General features: G+C 65.6%; 15 protein-coding genes and 1 pseudogene. 6 read left to right on the top strand and 10 right to left on the bottom strand.

Going from position 1 to position 16,422, the window contains the following annotated elements; genetic code table 11:
- Nucleotides 1-120: pseudogene (locus C5O79_RS38955) on the top strand (LysR family transcriptional regulator); the annotation flags it as partial.
- A gap of 344 nt (nt 121-464) precedes the next feature.
- On the opposite strand, the gene C5O79_RS29390 reads toward C5O79_RS38955, so the two are convergent.
- Nucleotides 465-1,043, bottom strand: a complete 579-nt coding sequence (locus C5O79_RS29390; protein ID WP_046547626.1) for a DUF4865 family protein — start codon at nt 1,041-1,043, stop codon at nt 465-467.
- Between the two features lie 127 nt (nt 1,044-1,170).
- On the opposite strand from C5O79_RS29390, the gene C5O79_RS29395 reads away from it, so the two are divergent.
- From C5O79_RS29395 to C5O79_RS29405, 3 genes are all read left to right on the top strand, one after another.
- Nucleotides 1,171-2,028 (top strand): LysR family transcriptional regulator, encoded by an 858-nt coding sequence (locus C5O79_RS29395; RefSeq protein ID WP_122477401.1) that lies wholly within the window; start codon nt 1,171-1,173, stop codon nt 2,026-2,028.
- A 254-nt stretch (nt 2,029-2,282) separates the two neighbouring features.
- On the top strand, nt 2,283-2,870 hold the full coding sequence (locus C5O79_RS29400; protein WP_039356960.1) for a YigZ family protein: 588 nt from the start codon (nt 2,283-2,285) through the stop codon (nt 2,868-2,870).
- A 266-nt stretch (nt 2,871-3,136) separates the two neighbouring features.
- Complete coding sequence (locus tag C5O79_RS29405; protein ID WP_122475626.1) at nt 3,137-3,427, top strand: H-NS histone family protein; 291 nt, start codon at nt 3,137-3,139, stop codon at nt 3,425-3,427.
- 55 nt (nt 3,428-3,482) lie between these two features.
- Here C5O79_RS29405 and ppk2 read toward each other — a convergent pair whose 3' ends face one another.
- The 7 genes from ppk2 to C5O79_RS38260 form a co-directional block, all read right to left on the bottom strand.
- The gene (gene ppk2 / locus C5O79_RS29410; RefSeq protein ID WP_046547623.1) at nt 3,483-4,433 is read right to left on the bottom strand and encodes a polyphosphate kinase 2; all 951 of its coding nucleotides are present in this window, start codon (nt 4,431-4,433) and stop codon (nt 3,483-3,485) included.
- A gap of 89 nt (nt 4,434-4,522) precedes the next feature.
- Nucleotides 4,523-5,914: an OmpW family outer membrane protein gene (locus C5O79_RS29415; RefSeq protein WP_122475624.1), complete on the bottom strand. Its 1,392-nt coding sequence runs from the start codon at nt 5,912-5,914 to the stop codon at nt 4,523-4,525.
- Between the two features lie 4 nt (nt 5,915-5,918).
- Entirely contained in the window at nt 5,919-7,214 is a 1,296-nt protein-coding gene (locus C5O79_RS29420; protein ID WP_122475622.1) for an HlyD family efflux transporter periplasmic adaptor subunit, read from the bottom strand.
- Nucleotides 7,215-7,226: 12 nt separating this feature from the next.
- A complete protein-coding gene (locus C5O79_RS29425; RefSeq protein ID WP_174242139.1) occupies nt 7,227-8,231 on the bottom strand; it encodes a hypothetical protein in 1,005 nt (334 codons plus the stop codon).
- On the bottom strand, nt 8,228-10,348 hold the full coding sequence (locus tag C5O79_RS29430) for a peptidase domain-containing ABC transporter (RefSeq protein ID WP_122475618.1): 2,121 nt from the start codon (nt 10,346-10,348) through the stop codon (nt 8,228-8,230). Before C5O79_RS29430 ends, C5O79_RS29425 begins: the two co-directional genes overlap by 4 nt.
- Nucleotides 10,349-10,494: 146 nt before the next feature.
- Nucleotides 10,495-10,680 (bottom strand): hypothetical protein, encoded by a 186-nt coding sequence (locus C5O79_RS29435; protein WP_027791386.1) that lies wholly within the window; start codon nt 10,678-10,680, stop codon nt 10,495-10,497.
- Nucleotides 10,681-10,905: 225 nt separating this feature from the next.
- Nucleotides 10,906-11,079: a hypothetical protein gene (locus C5O79_RS38260; RefSeq protein ID WP_006495012.1), complete on the bottom strand. Its 174-nt coding sequence runs from the start codon at nt 11,077-11,079 to the stop codon at nt 10,906-10,908.
- Nucleotides 11,080-11,360: 281 nt separating this feature from the next.
- On the opposite strand from C5O79_RS38260, the gene C5O79_RS29440 reads away from it, so the two are divergent.
- The gene (locus tag C5O79_RS29440; protein WP_131931967.1) at nt 11,361-12,776 is read left to right on the top strand and encodes a TolC family protein; all 1,416 of its coding nucleotides are present in this window, start codon (nt 11,361-11,363) and stop codon (nt 12,774-12,776) included.
- Between the two features lie 27 nt (nt 12,777-12,803).
- Here the strand turns inward: C5O79_RS29440 and C5O79_RS29445 are convergent, their stop codons facing one another.
- The gene (locus tag C5O79_RS29445; protein WP_131931969.1) at nt 12,804-13,253 is read right to left on the bottom strand and encodes a helix-turn-helix domain-containing protein; all 450 of its coding nucleotides are present in this window, start codon (nt 13,251-13,253) and stop codon (nt 12,804-12,806) included.
- 354 nt (nt 13,254-13,607) lie between these two features.
- Between C5O79_RS29445 and C5O79_RS29450 the strand changes: the two genes are divergently transcribed.
- Nucleotides 13,608-14,531, top strand: a complete 924-nt coding sequence (locus tag C5O79_RS29450; protein ID WP_131931971.1) for an alpha/beta fold hydrolase — start codon at nt 13,608-13,610, stop codon at nt 14,529-14,531.
- Nucleotides 14,532-14,618: 87 nt separating this feature from the next.
- Here C5O79_RS29450 and ggt read toward each other — a convergent pair whose 3' ends face one another.
- The gene (gene ggt / locus C5O79_RS29455) at nt 14,619-16,340 is read right to left on the bottom strand and encodes a gamma-glutamyltransferase (RefSeq protein ID WP_122475612.1); all 1,722 of its coding nucleotides are present in this window, start codon (nt 16,338-16,340) and stop codon (nt 14,619-14,621) included.
- Nucleotides 16,341-16,422: the final 82 nt, after the last annotated feature.

The raw sequence follows: 16,422 nt of genomic DNA on the forward strand, positions 1-16,422 counted from the left end.
GTGTCGATGTACTGGCACCCCGACAGTGCGAATCGCGCGGCCGTGGCCGCGACGATCGAGTGCCTGCGCGCCTGTGCGGCACCGCAGGTCGGCGGAGGGCAAAAAGCAGAGGTGGCCTGAAAGGGGCGCGGGCCCGGGGGGCCCGGGGGGGGGGGGGGGTGTGGTTTGTTGGGTGGGGGTTGCTTGGGGGTTGTTTTTGGTGTTGCCGTGGCTGTTTGGGTTTCTCGCGGCCGCCCCCCGCCCCCCGCCCCCCCGCCCCCCGCTTCCGTATTCACTCATCCGCAAACGCGCCCCTTACCGGAACAACAGCGCCAGCAACGTCGCGAGCGCGGCAATCGCGGCGATCCCCGCCGCCATCCCGGCCAGATGCGCGGCGACCACCAGGCCAGCCGGCAATCGCGCGGATGCCGGGCCGCAGGCCCCACCCGCCGGCCCGGCCCGCGATCGGAACGCGCCGCCGGCCATCACCCCCCACTCCCTTCAAGCGTATCGAGCAACGGCCGCGCCAGATGCAACACCTGATACACCGTACCCGCGCCGCCGTCGTCCAGCTCGTGTTCCGATACGAGCGAGCGCGTCAGCCGCCAGCGCAGCGAATCAAGGCTGACGACGGCCGCGACCGTACCCTGCCTCGCCGCCACGTCGCGATTGCGCTCGACCTCCCGTGACAGCGTCGCATCGAGGTCGGCATCCGCCGGAATATCCACGGCTTCCAGCCGCACGAAGCGCCCCGCCGATGCGCTGCCCTTGCGCGCATCCAGCGCGACCTGCACGTCGATCGGCGCACGCCCGAAGCTGTCCGTCACGACCCGGTAGCGGCCGTCCGTGACGAACCGGGCGAACGCCTGTTCATTGCGCCACAGATAAAGCGACGCGTAGCCGTTTTCCGTCGCACCGTAGCGGCCCGCCTCGCGCAGCAGGAACCCCTTGAACACCAGATCCGGCGTGTCGTCCCACAGCCTGCCGCGCTCGCGCACGCGATTGCGGATGATGTCGAGGTCGTAGTCCGCCGGCAGGCGGTGCGCGTAGTACGCGGTCAGCATGATCGACTCCTGGAAAAGAAAAGGGAGAAAACGAACGGCTTGAGAACAGCGTAGAAGACCTTGAATCATTTTGAAATACGATGGCAGAATATTTCAATGATTCGATTCATAAATGGATGAGTGCGCGATGAAAACGCTCGACATCGAAGCCGTGCTGGCGTTCGTGCTGACTGCCGACCTCAAGAGCTTCACACGGGCCGCCGAGGCGATGGACACCACGCAGTCCGCGGTGAGCCTGAAGATCAAAAAGCTGGAAGACAGCCTCGGACGACGCCTGCTGGAACGTACGCCGCGGCAGGTTCGCTTGTCAGCCGACGGCACCGTGTTCCTCGAACCCGCGCGCGAGCTCGTGGCCGCTCACCAGGGCGCGGTCAGTGCATTCGGCGCCGGCCAGCGGCGGCTGGTGATCGGCGTGAGCCATCATGTCGTCGGCGCCGATCTTCCGATGCTGCTTCGGCGCATGAGCGAAGCGGAACCGGGCCTCGTGCTGGAGATCCGGGTGGCCGCCTCGCGCGATGTGCTCGATGCGTTCGACCGCGGCCAGCTCGACGCCGCCGTCGCGCTGCAGCACGACAGCCGGCGGCTCGACGGCGAAACCCTCCTGTCGGAGTCGTTCGGCTGGATGGCTGCGACCGATTTCGAGTACCATCCGCCGCAACCACTGCGGCTCGCGACGCAGGCCGAGCCGTGCAGCGTGCGCCGCATGGCCGTCGGCGCGCTGGACGAAGCCGGTGTCGCATGGACGGAAGTATTCGTCGGCGGCGGCGTGGCGACGATCGGCGCGGCAGTGTCCGCCGGGCTGGCCGTCGCCGCGCTCGGGCATCGCGTGGCGCCCGTCGGGACCGTCGACGTGGGCATGCGATACGGGCTGCCGCCCTTGCCGACGCGCGACGTGGTGCTCTATTCGAACCTGACCGATGCGCGGGCCCGGCAGGCGCTGCGCACGCTGGGCGCGGCGTTGCGGTCGTCGGTCGGTGTTCGGTGATGTCGCGCGCGAATCGTCGGAGAATAAATTGGAACGCCCGCTGCCGCACCATTCACATTGACCCTTCGCCATTCCGTATCCGGCACCTTACCCCGGCCGGGCGCTGACGGCATCGAAAGGCATCGAGGCGCGCCACGGTAAAATTCAGTCTTCATCCCGGCCATGCGGCCGGCCGCTGCCCGCCCGGGCCAGCCCCCAAAGAACCGACACGCCATCATCACCTTGATTTCGTTACCGTTTCCCCGTCGCATCGCATGATGTACTCGCTCGCCACCACCTACACCCGCGAACTCGAGATCCGCAAGAGCCGCTTCATCGCGTACGCGATTCCCGTCGACGACCGCGACGCCGCAATGCAGGCCCTGCAACGCCTGCGCGACGAACATCCAGCGGCCACGCATGTGTGCTGGGCCTTGCTTGCGGGCGGTCAATCGGGGATGTCGGACGACGGCGAGCCATCGGGCACCGCAGGCCGCCCGATCCTGGAAGTGCTGCGCCATCACGATCTCGACGGCGTGCTCGGCGCGGTCGTGCGTTACTACGGCGGCGTGAAGCTCGGCGCGGGCGGGCTGGTGCGCGCGTACACCGATGCAATCGCGTCGGCGCTGCTCGATGCCGAGCGCGTCGAGCGCATCCGCTACACGCGGCTCGCGATCGAGATCGGCTATCCCGAGGAAGCGCGCGTGCGCCGCTGGATCGAACAGGCGGGCTACGAACTGGTGGACAGCGCGTACGGGATGACGGTCAAGCTCGTGATCAAGCTGCCCGAGACAGCCGACGCGCATGCGCGAACCGAGTTGTTCGACCTGACTCAAGGGCGATCGGGCTTTCCCGATCTGTAACGAGCGGCCGCTATCGTCCCCTCCGCGCCACCCCGCTGCCCCAAAATTCCGCCGAAATTTCAGATACGTCCGATAGAAAAACCGCGCGCCGCCACTTAATCTCACCGAGTTCCCGGCGATTCGTGCCGTGTACGTTCTATCCGCAGGCCGGCGCAGGCAACACGCAACCGCCACCGGCCGAGGCGGCACGCCTAGGCCGGCCGTGCCGACGCGCGGTTCGTCACGCGTCGCCAATAATCAAAACTCGACTACGGGATAACGGACGCATGTATCAACTGCAGACACTGCAAGCCCAGCTTGCGGAACTCGATCGGCGCATCAAGGCGGCACGCAGCCGCGAACGCCGCGCGGTGCTGGCGCAGGTACGCGAGCTCGTCACCGGCTACGCGCTGACCGCGCGGGAAATCTTCGGGCAGGGTTACAGCGATCGCGCGAAGCTGTTTACGGTCGGTGCGAAGTATCGCGACCCGGCAACCGGCGCGATCTGGAGCGGCCGCGGCCGCGCACCCGCATGGATCGTCGGGCGCGACCGCACCGCGTTCCTGATCCGGGAGTAACGCGCGCCGCGTTACGCGGCGCGCCCCTTCATCGCATCGAACCCGCCACGACCGCTCAGTAGGTATCCGGCACGATCATGTTGTCCGGCGTCGGCCGACGGATGTAATCCTCGTGATGCTCGCGCGGCGGCAGGTCGATCGGTGCGTGCGGCACCTCGTGATACGGCACCTGCTGCAGCAGGTGGTGAATGCAGTTCAGCCGTGCGCGCTTCTTGTCGACGGCCTGAACGACCCACCACGGCGCTTCCGGAATGTGCGTACGCAGCAGCATCTCTTCCTTCGCGGCCGTGTAGGCTTCCCAGCGGCGGCGGCTCTCGAGATCCATCGGGCTCAGCTTCCACTGCTTGAGCGGATCCTCGATCCGGCTCTGGAAACGCACTTCCTGCTCGTGATCGGTGATCGAAAACCAGTACTTGACGATCTGGATCCCGCTGCGCACCAGCATCTTCTCGAACTCGGGCACCGAACGGAAAAACTCCTCGTATTCCTCGTCGGTACAGAAGTTCATCACGCGCTCGACGCCCGCGCGGTTGTACCAGCTGCGGTCGAACAGCACGATCTCGCCGCCGGCCGGCAGATGCGCGACATAGCGCTGGAAATACCATTGCGTGCGTTCGCGGTTGTTCGGCGCCGGCAGCGCAGCCACGCGGCAGACGCGCGGGTTCAGCCGCTGCGTGATGCGCTTGATCGCCCCGCCCTTGCCGGCCGCGTCGCGCCCCTCGAAAATGACGACGAGCCGATGCCCCGTGCTCACGACCCAGTCCTGCAGCTTCACGAGTTCGCCCTGCAGGCGGAACAGTTCGCGGAAATATTGCTTGCGCGCCTCGCGGCGCTCCTGCGAAAACAGCAGGTCGTCGCTGTCGTCGAAGCGGCGATCGTCGAGCTCCATCTCGAGCTCTTCGTCGTAGGCGTCGACCAGATCCTCCTCGAAGCGGCGCTGGCGCGCTTCCATCGATTCCATATCGGTGCGGTCGTCGGTCTCGGTGCGGGTATCGTTGTCGCCCATGGGGCCTCCTTCCATCATTGACGCAGCCAAACTCCGCCATTATCCCAGTGTCGCGCGTCAAATTCATGAAAAAAGGGCCGGCGCGCCGGTCAGAAGCGGAACGCGAGCAGCACGCTGGCCAGTACGGGGTTCGCGGAAATATCGAACGTGTTCGACGCGAGCTGCCGGTTCGGCTGGTCGATGTCCAGCGTAATCTTCGTACGTAACGGAATATAAGTCACCATGCCGGTGATCCAGAACTGGCGCGTGATCTGGTAGCTCGCGCCGACGGTGAACACCGGCTCCCACACGCTCTTCACCTTGGCGGATACGTTGGTCTTGCCCGACAGCAGCAGGTCGCCACCGGCATCCCAGATACGCTGGAACAGCGACGGGTCGAGCAGCAGCGACTGCAGGCTGCCGATGTCCGCGCCCGCCGCGAGCAGCCCGCCGAGCGATGCAAGCTTGCGCTGGAACACGGGATTCAGGTTCGTATTCGTGAAGCGCGTATAGCTGATGCCGATGCCCGCGAACGGGCGGAATCGATCCTCGCGCTCGCCGAGGTAGTACTTGAACACGACGGAGCCGAGCCACGCGCGCGTGGTTGCGAGCGGGTTGCTTTGCGTGTTCGCGAGATCGATCAGCGGAAAGCGCCCCTGGACGCCGGAAAAAATCCGGTCGAGCGGCAGCGCGATACTGCCGTGCCCGCGCAGCGTCAGCACCGGCGGAATGCCGCCGCCCAGTTCGGCCGCCCAGTTTTCCGAGAAAAAGTGGGTCAACGTGAACGCCAGCGTGTTCGTATTGCCGAGCGACAGGCTCGAACCCTGGTTCTGGAAGCTGTTCAGCCCGAGGGCGTCCGTCTTCGTCGTCACGGGTGTCGATCGGCCGGTCGTGCCGACGAAGTGCCAGCCGAGGCCGACCATGTTGCGGTCGTCGCCCATCAGTTGCGTCAGCAGCGGCGGCGCCTCGGCGGCCGGCAGATCGGGCAGCCGCGACGGGTCGATCGGATGCAGTTCGTACGGCATCCGGTCGGCGTGGACGACGCCGACCGCCGGTGCGTCATCCGCCGTTGCATCGCGTGTCGCGGCCGGATCGCAGCCGCCGGCTGCGCCGTTGTCGTCGAAGCCGATGCCGTCCGCGCCGTCGTCGCGCGCTGCCGCGCATGCGCGCCCCGCGCCGCGGGTCCGCTGGCCGAGTGTGATCTCGCGCGCCGTGAACGGTACGGCATCGGCTGGCGGCACATCGGCCGAATCGCCGCGACCGTGGCGGGCCGGCCCCGCGTCGATCGCCCACGCGCTCGCATCGAACCCGTCCGCGTCGCCGCCCGGCCAGAAGCCGATCCCGTCGGCGCCGGCCTGCCAGCGTGGCTCGGCGTCGCCGTCCGGCTGCGGCGCGCCATGCGCGGCGGCCGCGCACGCGAACAGCGTCGCGCCGAGCCAGCGCGACAGCGGACGCACGGCGCCCGGCCGCGCGCGGCGGCGGTCGTGGTTCCGGCTCGCCATCGGCTCAGGCCGGCACGCCGAACAGGCGTTGACGGATGCGGTACAGCGGCTCGAACAGCCATTCGAGCAGGCTGCGCCGCTCCAGCACGATGTCGGCCTTCAGCATCATGCCGGCCCGCAGCGACAGCGGCCGCCCTTCGAATGCCGGCGTGCGGTCGGCCAGCTCGACCCAGGTCTTGAAGTAGGTCTGCGGCGTGGCGGCATCGCCCGGCAAGTTCAGCTCCTTCGCGGAAAACGCGACCGGCGAGATCGACAGCACCTTGCCGCGATACGTGCCGAACTTCTCGACCGGATAGCTGGCGTACGCGACCTTCACTTCCTGCCCCTTCTTCACGAAGCCGGCCTTCGACGACGGAATGTAGACCTCGGCGATCAGCCCGTCTGCCTTCGCGGGCAGGATCTCGACGACGCGCGTGCCCGGCGGGTCGATCACGCCACCCTGCACGACGTCGAGCCGCACGATCTGCCCGTCGGCCGGCGCGTACAGCACCTGGTTCACGTTCTCGTCGATGTTGTATTCCTTCGCGTTCAGTTCCTCCTGCTTGATCTTCAGTTCCGCGTTCGCACCGTCATACTTGCTCTGCATCGTGTCGAGGTCGCCGCGCAGCTTCATCGCATTCTTCGCGAGCTCGGCGCGGCGCAGCAGCAGGTCCTGGTACGCCTGCCCGGCCTGCAGGTACTGCGTGTTGACCTGGTTGTACTGTTCGAGCGTCACGACCTGTTCGTCGAGCAACTGCTTCACGCGTGCGCGCCGTTCACCGTACTCGTCGACGATGCGCCTCTGGTCCTGGATCTGCCGATCGATCAGCCCGCGGCTCTCGCCCTGCGCGGCAATCTGCTGGTTGATCTGCTGCACCGACGACTTGTATTCGAGCCGCGCCGCGTCGATCTGCTGCGTGACCTCGACGCGCTGCCGGTCGAGCGCCGCGCGCATCCCCTGCACGTTGTTGGCCTGGCTCACGAAGCTCGTGTCGCGCGTCACCGCCAGCAACCGCTGGCCGGCCTTCACGTGCTGGTCCTTGCCGACGTAGACGTCGCGCACGGCCCAGCCCGGCGGCGCGCTGACGCCGATCAGCCCCGAGCGCGGCGTCAGCATCCCCGACACGCTCTCGGTATTCGCGTAGCTGAGCTCGACCAGCGCGGTCACGAACATCGCGAACATCGCAAGCGACAGGTAGCAGAAGAACCGCATCGACACCGGCACGTCGACGACACCGTGAATCACGGTGCCGAAGGTCGTGCCGCGCGCGAGCTTGCGCGACGGCTTCTGTTCTCGGAGGGCAGAGTTCCAGGTCGGCATGGGGCGAACTCGTCAGGAGCGACGCCGCGCGGCCGCATCGAGCAGCGGCGCCGGCATCAGGTAAGGAGTGAAGTGTTCCCAGAAATGCCACTGTTCGGGCTGGCGCACGAGCGCCTGCTCGAGCCGGTCGACGATGCGCTGGTGCGTCGCGCGCACGGGCGACGCGTCGTCGTCAGCGCCGAGCATCGGCGCGAGCGGGCTGGCCGCGAGCTCGGTGAAATGCACCGCGCAGCGATCGCGGAACGGCACGCCTGTCGCATACGCAACGAGCAGCGGAATCCCCTGCTCGACCGCGAGCTTCACGCCGCCGCCGGCCATCCGCACCCAGCGGCCGCCGAGCCGGCAGCGGTTGGTCTTGCCGAACTTGCCGTGCAGGTCGGAGAACAGCAGGAACACGGGCGCCTCGCGCCGCAGGCTCGTGATCAGCCGGCGCAGGTGCACGCGCTCCTCGATGTCGATGAACTCGACTTCACCGGCGCCGTGTTCGGCGACGAGCCGCAGCGCATCGTCGAAGAACGCGCCCGGCGCATCGCGATGCAGGATCACCATCAGCTTGCGATCGTCGGGAATCATGAAGCGCAGCTTCGTGACGAACAGCATCAGGTTGCCGAAGTGCAGCCCCGCGAGCATCAGCGGGCCGCCGCGCACGAGCGCCGCTCGCAATTGCTCGTCGCCTTCGCACGTCATTTCATCGATCATCGACTTCATCGATTCGAGGCTGTGCGACCGCAGCTTGAGCCCCGCGAACTCGGCTTCGAACAGCTCGCGCACGATCGCCGCCGACACTTCCCGCACGCGTCGCGGATCGTCGTTCAGGTGCGCGCTCAGCATGTATGAAACTGCACGCTCGATCGACTCGCGAATGCACGGAAAACACCGCAGGCATGCGCCCGAGCACCACCGCATCAGCCGCAGCCCGCGCGCGGGCGACGTGCGCAGCGCGACGGCGCGCACCGCGCGCCGCGCCAGGAACGCATACGAGAACGGATTGAGCAGAAAGAGTCGTCCGAGCATCACCGCGTCTCCTCGGCCGAACGCCAGGCGTCGGTCACATCGGTCAATATACCGTCCTGCATCTCGTAGATCCGGTCGACCCTCGACAGGATCGACGCGTCGTGCGTGACGAGCACGATCGTGCACGGCAGCGTCAGCACGTTGCGGCAGATCTCGTGGGTCGTCGCCTGGTCGAGGTTCGACGAAAATTCGTCGAGGATCAGCAGGCGCGGCTCGCAATACAGCGCCCGCGCGATCAGGAGCCGCTGCATCTGGCCGGCCGACAGGAATTTCTGCGTATCGCCGAGCGGCGTGTCGTAGCGATGGTCGAGCCGCTCGATCTCGTCGTGGATGCATGCGAGCTTCGCCGCATCGAACATCGCGCCGATCCGCGGCGCGGGCGCGAAGTTCGTGATGTTGTCGCGGATCGTGCCGCGAAACAGCTGGTCGGACTGCGTGACGGCCGCGAGATGCTTGCGGTACTGCCGCAGGTTCACCTCCGCGAGATCCACGCCACCGACGAACAGCGTGCCGGGCTCGGGCCGCGCGAGCCCGCAGATCAGGTTCAGCAGCGTCGTCTTGCCGCTGCCGGTGCGGCCGACGATCGCGATCTTGCCGCCCGCCGGCACGTCGAGTGAGATGTCGCGCAGGATCGGGCGGTTGCCGCCCTTCGGCGTGTACGACAGCGCGCGGATCGCCAGCGCGCCGTCGAAACCGTCGACCGGCCGCACGACCGCGTCCGGCGCGGGCTCCTCCGTCTCGGTCTGCAACACGTCCGCGACGCGGTCCATGTGCACCTGCAGCACCTTGCGCCGCACGTAGAGCTGGATCGAGTCGATGAACTTGTCGGCGAACAGGTTCTTGTACTGGATGAACGCGTAGATCACGCCGATCGTGCTCTGCCCATGCATCACGAGCCACGCGCCATACGTGACGATCACGAGCTGCTCGACGTGCACGATCCCTTTCGAGATCGCGTCGAACAGCAACTGCAGCCGCTCCTGCTGGCGCATCGCCTGCAGCTTCTGCGTGAACGCGTTCACCCACAGGCTGCTGCGCGCGGTTTCGGCAGACAGCAACTTGATCGAGTGCGCGGAGCGAATGTTCTCGATCAGCAGCGCGTCGGCTTCGGCGCCGCGCGTGAGGATCTGCGACATCGCGTCCTGCAACTGCGGCTGGATCGCGAGCCGGCTCAGCGCGAACAGCACCATCCCGGCCAGGCTGATGCCGGCCAGCACCGGGCTGTAGTACAGCATCAGCACGAGCGTCAGCGTGCAGGTGACGATATTGAGCAGCCCGCCGACCAGCCCGTCGACGAGAAAACGCCCGACCTCCGACACCGACGACACGCGCGAGATCGAATCACCGGTGTTGTGGAACAGGAAATAGCCGATCGGCAGCCGCGCGAGATGCCCGACCATGTTCGCCGACAGCTGCTGCGACACGATGTTGCGCAGGTAGCTCTTGATGTTGCCGACGAGGTTCGCGTACAGCGTGTCGAACAGGAACACGATCGCGAACAGGATCGTCAGCAGGTACAGGATGTCGACGTCGGTCTTCTTCAGCGCCTCGTCGATCGTCAACTGCACGTACGACGGGCCGAGCAGCAGCAGGAGCTGCGCGGCGACGCCGCCCGCAATGCCGATCGCGAGGCTCTTGCGGATGCCGGTCAGCCCTTCGAGGTAGTCGCGCAGCCGGATCCGGTCGGCATGCCCCGCCCGCGTGAAGCCGATGTCCGGATTCAATTCGAGCGCGTAGCCGGTGATGTGCGTCAGCGCCTGCGCGAGCGGCAGCTTCGTCTCGCCGAGCGCGGGATCGACGATGTGCACGCTGCCGTAGCCGACCTTCGTCAGCACGACATAGTGGTTCATCCCCCAGTGGAGAATGCACGGCGTCTTGAGCGCGTCGAGTTCGCCTGCGTCGAACTGCAGCCCGCGCGCACGCAGGCCGAGATCGTTCGAGATCTCCATCAGGTCGAAGAACGACAGCCCGGAATCGATCCGGACCGGATAGCGGTTGCGCAGCGTGCGCAACGTGGTTTCGCGCCCGTGCCACGACGCGATCATCGCGAGGCAGGCCAGGCCGCACTCCGTCACCTCGTCCTGCAGGACCGGACGGACTTTACGCGTATTGAAGAGCATGGTCGGACACCCGGGGCGCGACGACGCGCCGCCCGGGCCTGCCGCTGGCGGGCCCGTGGCGGGGTCGTGCGCGATACGCATGGGCGCAGCCGGCACGCTGCCGGCTGCGACGGAAGATCGGTGTTACCGGCTGCTTGGCGAGCCGCTCAGCGCGACGAACCGAGCGACATCCGGAACTGTTCGACGGCGCGGGTCTGGTACTGGGTCATCAGGCCCTGGAGCGTGGTCCCGATCGACTGGTTGACGAGATCGACCGTATAGGCGGCCGAATTGGAGTAAAGCGACGCGCCGCCGCGAATCTGGCGGGCCTGTTCTTCCGTGATGTCTCGCATTCGTTGTGGCCTTTATATTGTCGGAATGCCCGCCGCCGTCAGCCAATTGCAATCTCAATGGCCGTTCACTTTATTACGGGGATAATCCGGCACTCCTGTCTCCTGATAATCGCCCGAACCGAAAATAATGCATTCCGGATTCGCTTTATTTCCACTGCGGCGATCGATTATTTTCCTTCTGTTTCGCAGCATTTCGCGCGGGGGGCGCCTCCCCGCGCACGGCGGTTACTTGCCGGTGTTATTGAACGTCTTCGGGTTCTGCAGGTAATTGCCGAGGCTCGGCAGGAACTGGCCGAGCGCGGTCACCACCGGCGCGGCGTCAACGGCGAGGCTACCCAGCGAGCTGATCGCACCGCCGCCATGCACATTCCTGACCTGTTCCGTCGTCATGACCTTCATCATTCTCTCCTCGTAAAAAATAAAGATGATGCAAAGAACCTTCATTGAAAGACAAACGGCTTTTAATCCCTAGCGACTTGTTAATCTAATAATCACTGCGATTACGAGCCGAAATCAGGCTATCATGCGAGCGCATCGGAATTCAATGGAGGACACACTCTTACAGTAGCGTTTTCCGATGCATCACGGTTGGCAGGCATTCACGCTGTTTGAATTTCAATTTCAATACGTTTAAATCCCGCCGGAATGCATTGCGGCACGGGCAGGAGACGGAGACAACCATGTTTGAAACGACGCGCACGAATCGCGGATCGGCGACGCGAAATGCGGGTAATTCCCTATCAAGTTTTTCGACTAGGTGGAATCCCCGACTTGCAACCGTGACATTGTTCGCTGTAACGATGACCTCCCTGTCCGCAAACGCGCATGCGTTCTGCCTCGACACCGCGTTCCAGTACGCGGTCGTGCACGACCCGCGCTACCTGCAGGCGCGCAGCGAATACGACGCGGCCCGCCAGAAATTCCCCGAAGCGCGCGCGCAGATGCTGCCGCAGGCCGCCGCGCAACTCGAATGGGGACGCTACGGTACGCACGCGAACCTGTTCGGCATCGACGTCAGCGGGTCGAGCAATGCCGCATACGGTTCCGCGCAGGTCACGCAGGCGCTGTTCAACGTGCCCTACCTGTACGACATGCGGCGCGCAACCGAGTACGAGGAATCAGCGAAACAGAAGCTCGAGGTAGCGCGGCAGGACCTGATCCTGCGCGTCGCGAACGCATGCTTCGAGCTGCTGAGCGCGCGCGAGAAACTGCAGTCGGCCGACGATGAAGTGAACGCGCTCACCCGGCTCGAAAGCGATACTCGCCGCATGGCGCAACTCGGGATGAAGACGATCGGCGATACGGCCGAAATCGAGGCGCGCCGCAGCCTCGCGCAATCCGACGAAGCCCTCGCGCAAACCGACGTCGACGCACGCCGTGCGCGCTACGAGACGCTGCTCGGTTCGACGATCGATTTCTCGCGCTGGCCGCGGCTCGCGATGCGCGGGTCGTCGCCGCGGATTCCGTCGGGCGAATACGCGCCGCAGGACAACCCCGCGTACCGGCAGGCATATCGCGACGTCCAGGTCGCGCGGCTCGCCGCGAAGCGCGTCGGCGCCGAGCACTTGCCGACCGTCGACCTGTTCGCGTCGTATTCGCGCGGGCTCAATCCGAACCTGCGCGGGCTCACCGACCGCTCGGACTTCCATCAGAGCGCGGTCGGCGTGCAGGTGACGATTCCGATCTTCTCGGGCGGCAGCGTGTACTACCGGCAGGTGGAGGCCGAGCACGTGACCGAGCAATACCGCAACCGGCTGCGTGAGGTCGAGGAGCAACTGGGCACCGATCATCGCGAGGCGTTGTCCGCGCTCGAATCGGTCGGCAAGCGCATCCGCGCGCTGCAGCAGTCGCTGCAGGCCGCGCGGCTCGCGTACGATTCGTCGATGAAGGCGCATCAGGTCGGCTACAGCACGACATACGAAACGCTGAACCTGCGGCGCGACATCTCGGGCATCCGGCAGAAGCTGTTCGACAGCTATCTCGACGCGCTGAAGCTGCAGCTGAAGCTGAAAAGCGTGCTGGGCACGCTCGACGAGCAGTCGCTGATCGCGGTGGACAGCTTCCTCGAAAGCAACGCGGCGAGTGACCGCAGTTGAATGCGGCACGGGCCCGATCGCCGCTCGTCAGTCCGGTGGCGGCAGCACGAGCGTATCCTCCGGCCCGAGCACGCGCCCATCTTGCGAACGCAGCTCCAGCTTCCTGACCGGCAGCCCGGTCTTCCGGTCGACGAGCAGCACGTGCGCCTCGTCCGGTTCGAAGAAGAAATCCTCGCCCCACTGCCGCAGCGCGACGAGCAGTGGAAACAGGCCGCGCCCTTTCTCGGTCAGCACGTACTCGTGATGCGCGCCGCCGTCCGCGGCCGGCACGATGTCCATGATCCCGTGCGCGACCAGGTTGCGCAGGCGCGCGGCCAGGATGTTCTTGGCCAGTCCGAGATTCTTCTGGAATTCACCGAAGCGCCGCAACCCGTCAAACGCATCGCGGACGATCAGCAGCGACCACCAGTCGCCGATCGCGTCCAGCGGGCGGGCAACACCGCAAAGGGAATCCTCGTGCGTGGTTCGTCTGTTCATCGATGCATGGGGGCGATGCCGCGCCCGGAATGCGGGCGGAACGGCGGTCGTTTCCGGTGAAATGAATGGTTGCAATATAAAACCCACGACACAAAAGATCAATCGTACGGAGCCTGACTGTTCATGACCGCCTAATGGAACCACCGATTTGGGCCCGATTGGCACGTCGACTCCTATTTACAGCCGATAAATTCCGGCACTGCTTCCTTCCGGCACGTCATCACGCAGCCGTAGCCCAGTCAATCTGCGGTTGACCCAGCCATCTTTTTGGTTGCAACTTGAAACCCAATATCCTACGCTTCAATTCGGTTTCAATTTGAAACCAAACTACCCGACTATCCGAAGGAGCGTTCGATGATCCGGCCCGATGCCACGTTCGATGGCACCTTTCCATTCGCCCCGCATTTCGACGACGCGTCCGGCTTCCGGATGCACTACGTGGACGAAGGCCCGCACGACGGCGAAACCATCCTGTGCCTGCATGGCGAACCCACGTGGGGCTATCTGTTCCGCCATCTGATCGCAGCGCTGGGTCCGACGCACCGCGTCGTCGTGCCCGATCACATGGGCTTCGGCAAAAGTGCGACGCCGCAGGACCGCAGCTACTGGCTGCAGGACCACATCGACAATCTGGAGCGTTTCGTGCTCGCGCTCGGCCTCGATCGCATCACGCTCGTGATGCACGATTTCGGCGGCCCGGTCGGCATGGGGCTTGCCGCGCGACATCCGGATCGGATCCGGCGCATCGTGTCCGCGAACGGGCCGACGCCGTTCGGCCAACCCTATCTCATCGACCGACTGAGCGCGAATGGTCGCGATGCGCCGTGGTTCCAGTGGATCATGCGCGCGGCGGCGGACGATACGCTGGAGACGGTGCTCGGTCAGCTCGGCTTCAACATTCTGAGCACGCTGAAGCTGAACGGGTTCGAAAATCACGCGGTTATCAGCGACACGTGGATCGCCGCATACGGTGCGCCGTTCGCGCAACCGGCCGACTGTCTCGGCGCGATCGGATGGGCCCGCGGGTTTGCCGCCGGCGCGCACCGGTTCGAGACGCCCGATGCGGCAGCGCTGCGCGCGATACGCGACAAGCCCGCGCTCGCGATCTGGGGAAACGCCGATCGAACGCTCGGCGCCGAACACTTCCTGCCGCTCTTCACGGCACTGTTTCCGTCCGCGCCCGTCGAACGGCTGGCGGGCGTCGGGCACTACTGCTTCGAGGATGCGCCCGACGCCATCGCGTCACGCATCGCCGAATTCATCCGGGCCACCGGTTGAGTGCGGTCCGCAGCCGGCGGCGCGGCGCCCGGCTGTGGAACACGGCGTGCGCGGCCGCCTTCGCCACCGCGCACGTGCCACTTCGCGTCAGTGAATGATCCGCGTCACGCCGCGCCCGCGCGGGTCGGCCATCGCCTCCGGCGTGTTGCCGTCGATCTTGATCACCTGGATGTCGCCGCTGAAGTCCTGCCCCTTCAGCGTATAGCCGCGCGCCTCGATCTGCTTCGCGAGTTCACCTTCGATCGGGTGGTACGGCTCCCAGAAGATCGTGTTCGGCGGCAGCAGCTGATGATGGAACCGCATCGCGCCAACGGCCTCCTTCAACGGCATCTTGAAGTCGTAGATGTTGTTGATCACCTGGAAGATCGACGTGAAGATGCGCGAGCCGCCCGGCGTGCCGATCACGAGCGACACCTTGCCGTCCTTCGTCATGATCGTCGGCGACATCGACGACAGCGGGCGCTTCTTCGGTTCGATCGCGTTCGCGTCGCTGCCGACCACGCCGAACATGTTCGCGACGCCCGGCTTCGCGGAGAAGTCGTCCATTTCGTCGTTCAGCACGATGCCGGTGCCGTCGGCGATCACGCCCGAGCCGAAATAGCCGTTGATCGTGTATGTGTTCGACACGGCATTGCCCCACTTGTCGACGACCGAGAAGTGCGTCGTTTCAGCCTTCTCCGGCATCGTCGTGCCGAGGCCCGGCTGCACGCTCTTCGTATCCGACGGCTCCTTCGGGTTGACTTCGCCCGCCCGCTTCGCGATGTACGCGTCGTCGGTCAGCTGCGCGATCGGCACCTTGTAGAAATCCGGATCGCCGAGATACTGCGCACGATCGGCGAACACGCGCTTCTCGATTTCCGCGACGAGGTGGATGTACTGCGGCGAGTTGAGCTTCACGCCCTCGAAGTCCTGCTTGAGGTCCGCCTTCATCTTCAGCAGCTGCACGAGGCCGATACCGCCCGAGCTCGGAGGCGGCGCGGTGATCACGTCATAACCGTTCCACTTCGCCTGCACCGGCTGGCGCCACACCGCGCGGTACTGCGCAAGATCCTCGGTGGTGATCAGCCCGTTGCCGTCGCCGGTCTTCATCGACGCGGCGATCAGCTCCGCCGTCTTGCCCTTGTAGAAACCTTCCGCGCCACCGTTCGCGATGCGCGTGAGCACGTCGGCAAGATCCGGCTGCTTGAAGTTCACGCCGGCCTTCAGCCCGGAGAAATACTTGTCGAAGTTGGTCTTGCCGCCGAACTCCTTCGATGCATCGACGCCGCGTTGCGCGAGCTGTTCGTCGACGACGAAGCCGTCGCGCGCATAGTGGATCGCCGGCGCGAGCACCTGCTTCCACTTCAGCTTGCCGAAGCGCTTCTGCGCTTCCCACATGCCGGCGACCGTGCCCGGCACGCCGGCCGCGCGCGGGCCGTACAGGCTCATGCCCTTGACGACGTTGCCGTCCTTGTCGAGGTACATGTCCTTCGTCGCGGCGAGCGGCGCGCGCTCGCGATAGTCGATGAAGTACGGCTTGCCGTCCTTGTAGATCGTCATGAAGCCGCCACCGCCGATGTTGCCGGCTTCCGGATACGTGACGGCGAGCGTGAACGCGATCGCGACGGCCGCGTCGATCGCGTTGCCGCCTTCCTTGAAGATCCGCTCCGCGGCATCCGCGCTGTACTTGTCGGCCACCGCGACTGCCGAGCTCGTCAGGACGGCCGGCTGCGGCCCCTTCGCATAGACCGGCGTGTTCGGCAGGAAACCGATGCCGGCCACCGTCGCGAGCGCGACCGCGGATGATTTGAAGCGATTCAGCGTAGTCATTGCATGTCCCCCATGTGGATCTCCTTCAGCCAGGAAAAGCACCTGTTCCGCTCATGGCCGCCGGCGCGCCGACGGACATATC

This window comes from Burkholderia sp. SRS-25, from assembly GCF_004343765.1.
GTDB classification, from domain to species: domain Bacteria; phylum Pseudomonadota; class Gammaproteobacteria; order Burkholderiales; family Burkholderiaceae; genus Burkholderia; species Burkholderia contaminans.

What these genes read in the sequence shown, in the direction of transcription:
- C5O79_RS29445 (WP_131931969.1), bottom strand. Translation starts at nt 13,253, where the DNA reads ATGAACAGACGAACCACGCACGAGGATTCCCTTTGCGGTGTTGCCCGC.
- C5O79_RS29400 (WP_039356960.1), top strand. Translation starts at nt 2,283, where the DNA reads ATGATGTACTCGCTCGCCACCACCTACACCCGCGAACTCGAGATCCGC.
- ggt (WP_122475612.1), bottom strand. Translation starts at nt 16,340, where the DNA reads ATGACTACGCTGAATCGCTTCAAATCATCCGCGGTCGCGCTCGCGACG.
- C5O79_RS29415 (WP_122475624.1), bottom strand. Translation starts at nt 5,914, where the DNA reads ATGGCGAGCCGGAACCACGACCGCCGCCGCGCGCGGCCGGGCGCCGTG.
- C5O79_RS29450 (WP_131931971.1), top strand. Translation starts at nt 13,608, where the DNA reads ATGATCCGGCCCGATGCCACGTTCGATGGCACCTTTCCATTCGCCCCG.
- C5O79_RS29395 (WP_122477401.1), top strand. Translation starts at nt 1,171, where the DNA reads ATGAAAACGCTCGACATCGAAGCCGTGCTGGCGTTCGTGCTGACTGCC.
- C5O79_RS38260 (WP_006495012.1), bottom strand. Translation starts at nt 11,079, where the DNA reads ATGAAGGTCATGACGACGGAACAGGTCAGGAATGTGCATGGCGGCGGT.
- C5O79_RS29435 (WP_027791386.1), bottom strand. Translation starts at nt 10,680, where the DNA reads ATGCGAGACATCACGGAAGAACAGGCCCGCCAGATTCGCGGCGGCGCG.
- C5O79_RS29430 (WP_122475618.1), bottom strand. Translation starts at nt 10,348, where the DNA reads ATGCTCTTCAATACGCGTAAAGTCCGTCCGGTCCTGCAGGACGAGGTG.
- C5O79_RS29420 (WP_122475622.1), bottom strand. Translation starts at nt 7,214, where the DNA reads ATGCCGACCTGGAACTCTGCCCTCCGAGAACAGAAGCCGTCGCGCAAG.
- C5O79_RS29405 (WP_122475626.1), top strand. Translation starts at nt 3,137, where the DNA reads ATGTATCAACTGCAGACACTGCAAGCCCAGCTTGCGGAACTCGATCGG.
- ppk2 (WP_046547623.1), bottom strand. Translation starts at nt 4,433, where the DNA reads ATGGGCGACAACGATACCCGCACCGAGACCGACGACCGCACCGATATG.
- C5O79_RS29390 (WP_046547626.1), bottom strand. Translation starts at nt 1,043, where the DNA reads ATGCTGACCGCGTACTACGCGCACCGCCTGCCGGCGGACTACGACCTC.
- C5O79_RS29440 (WP_131931967.1), top strand. Translation starts at nt 11,361, where the DNA reads ATGTTTGAAACGACGCGCACGAATCGCGGATCGGCGACGCGAAATGCG.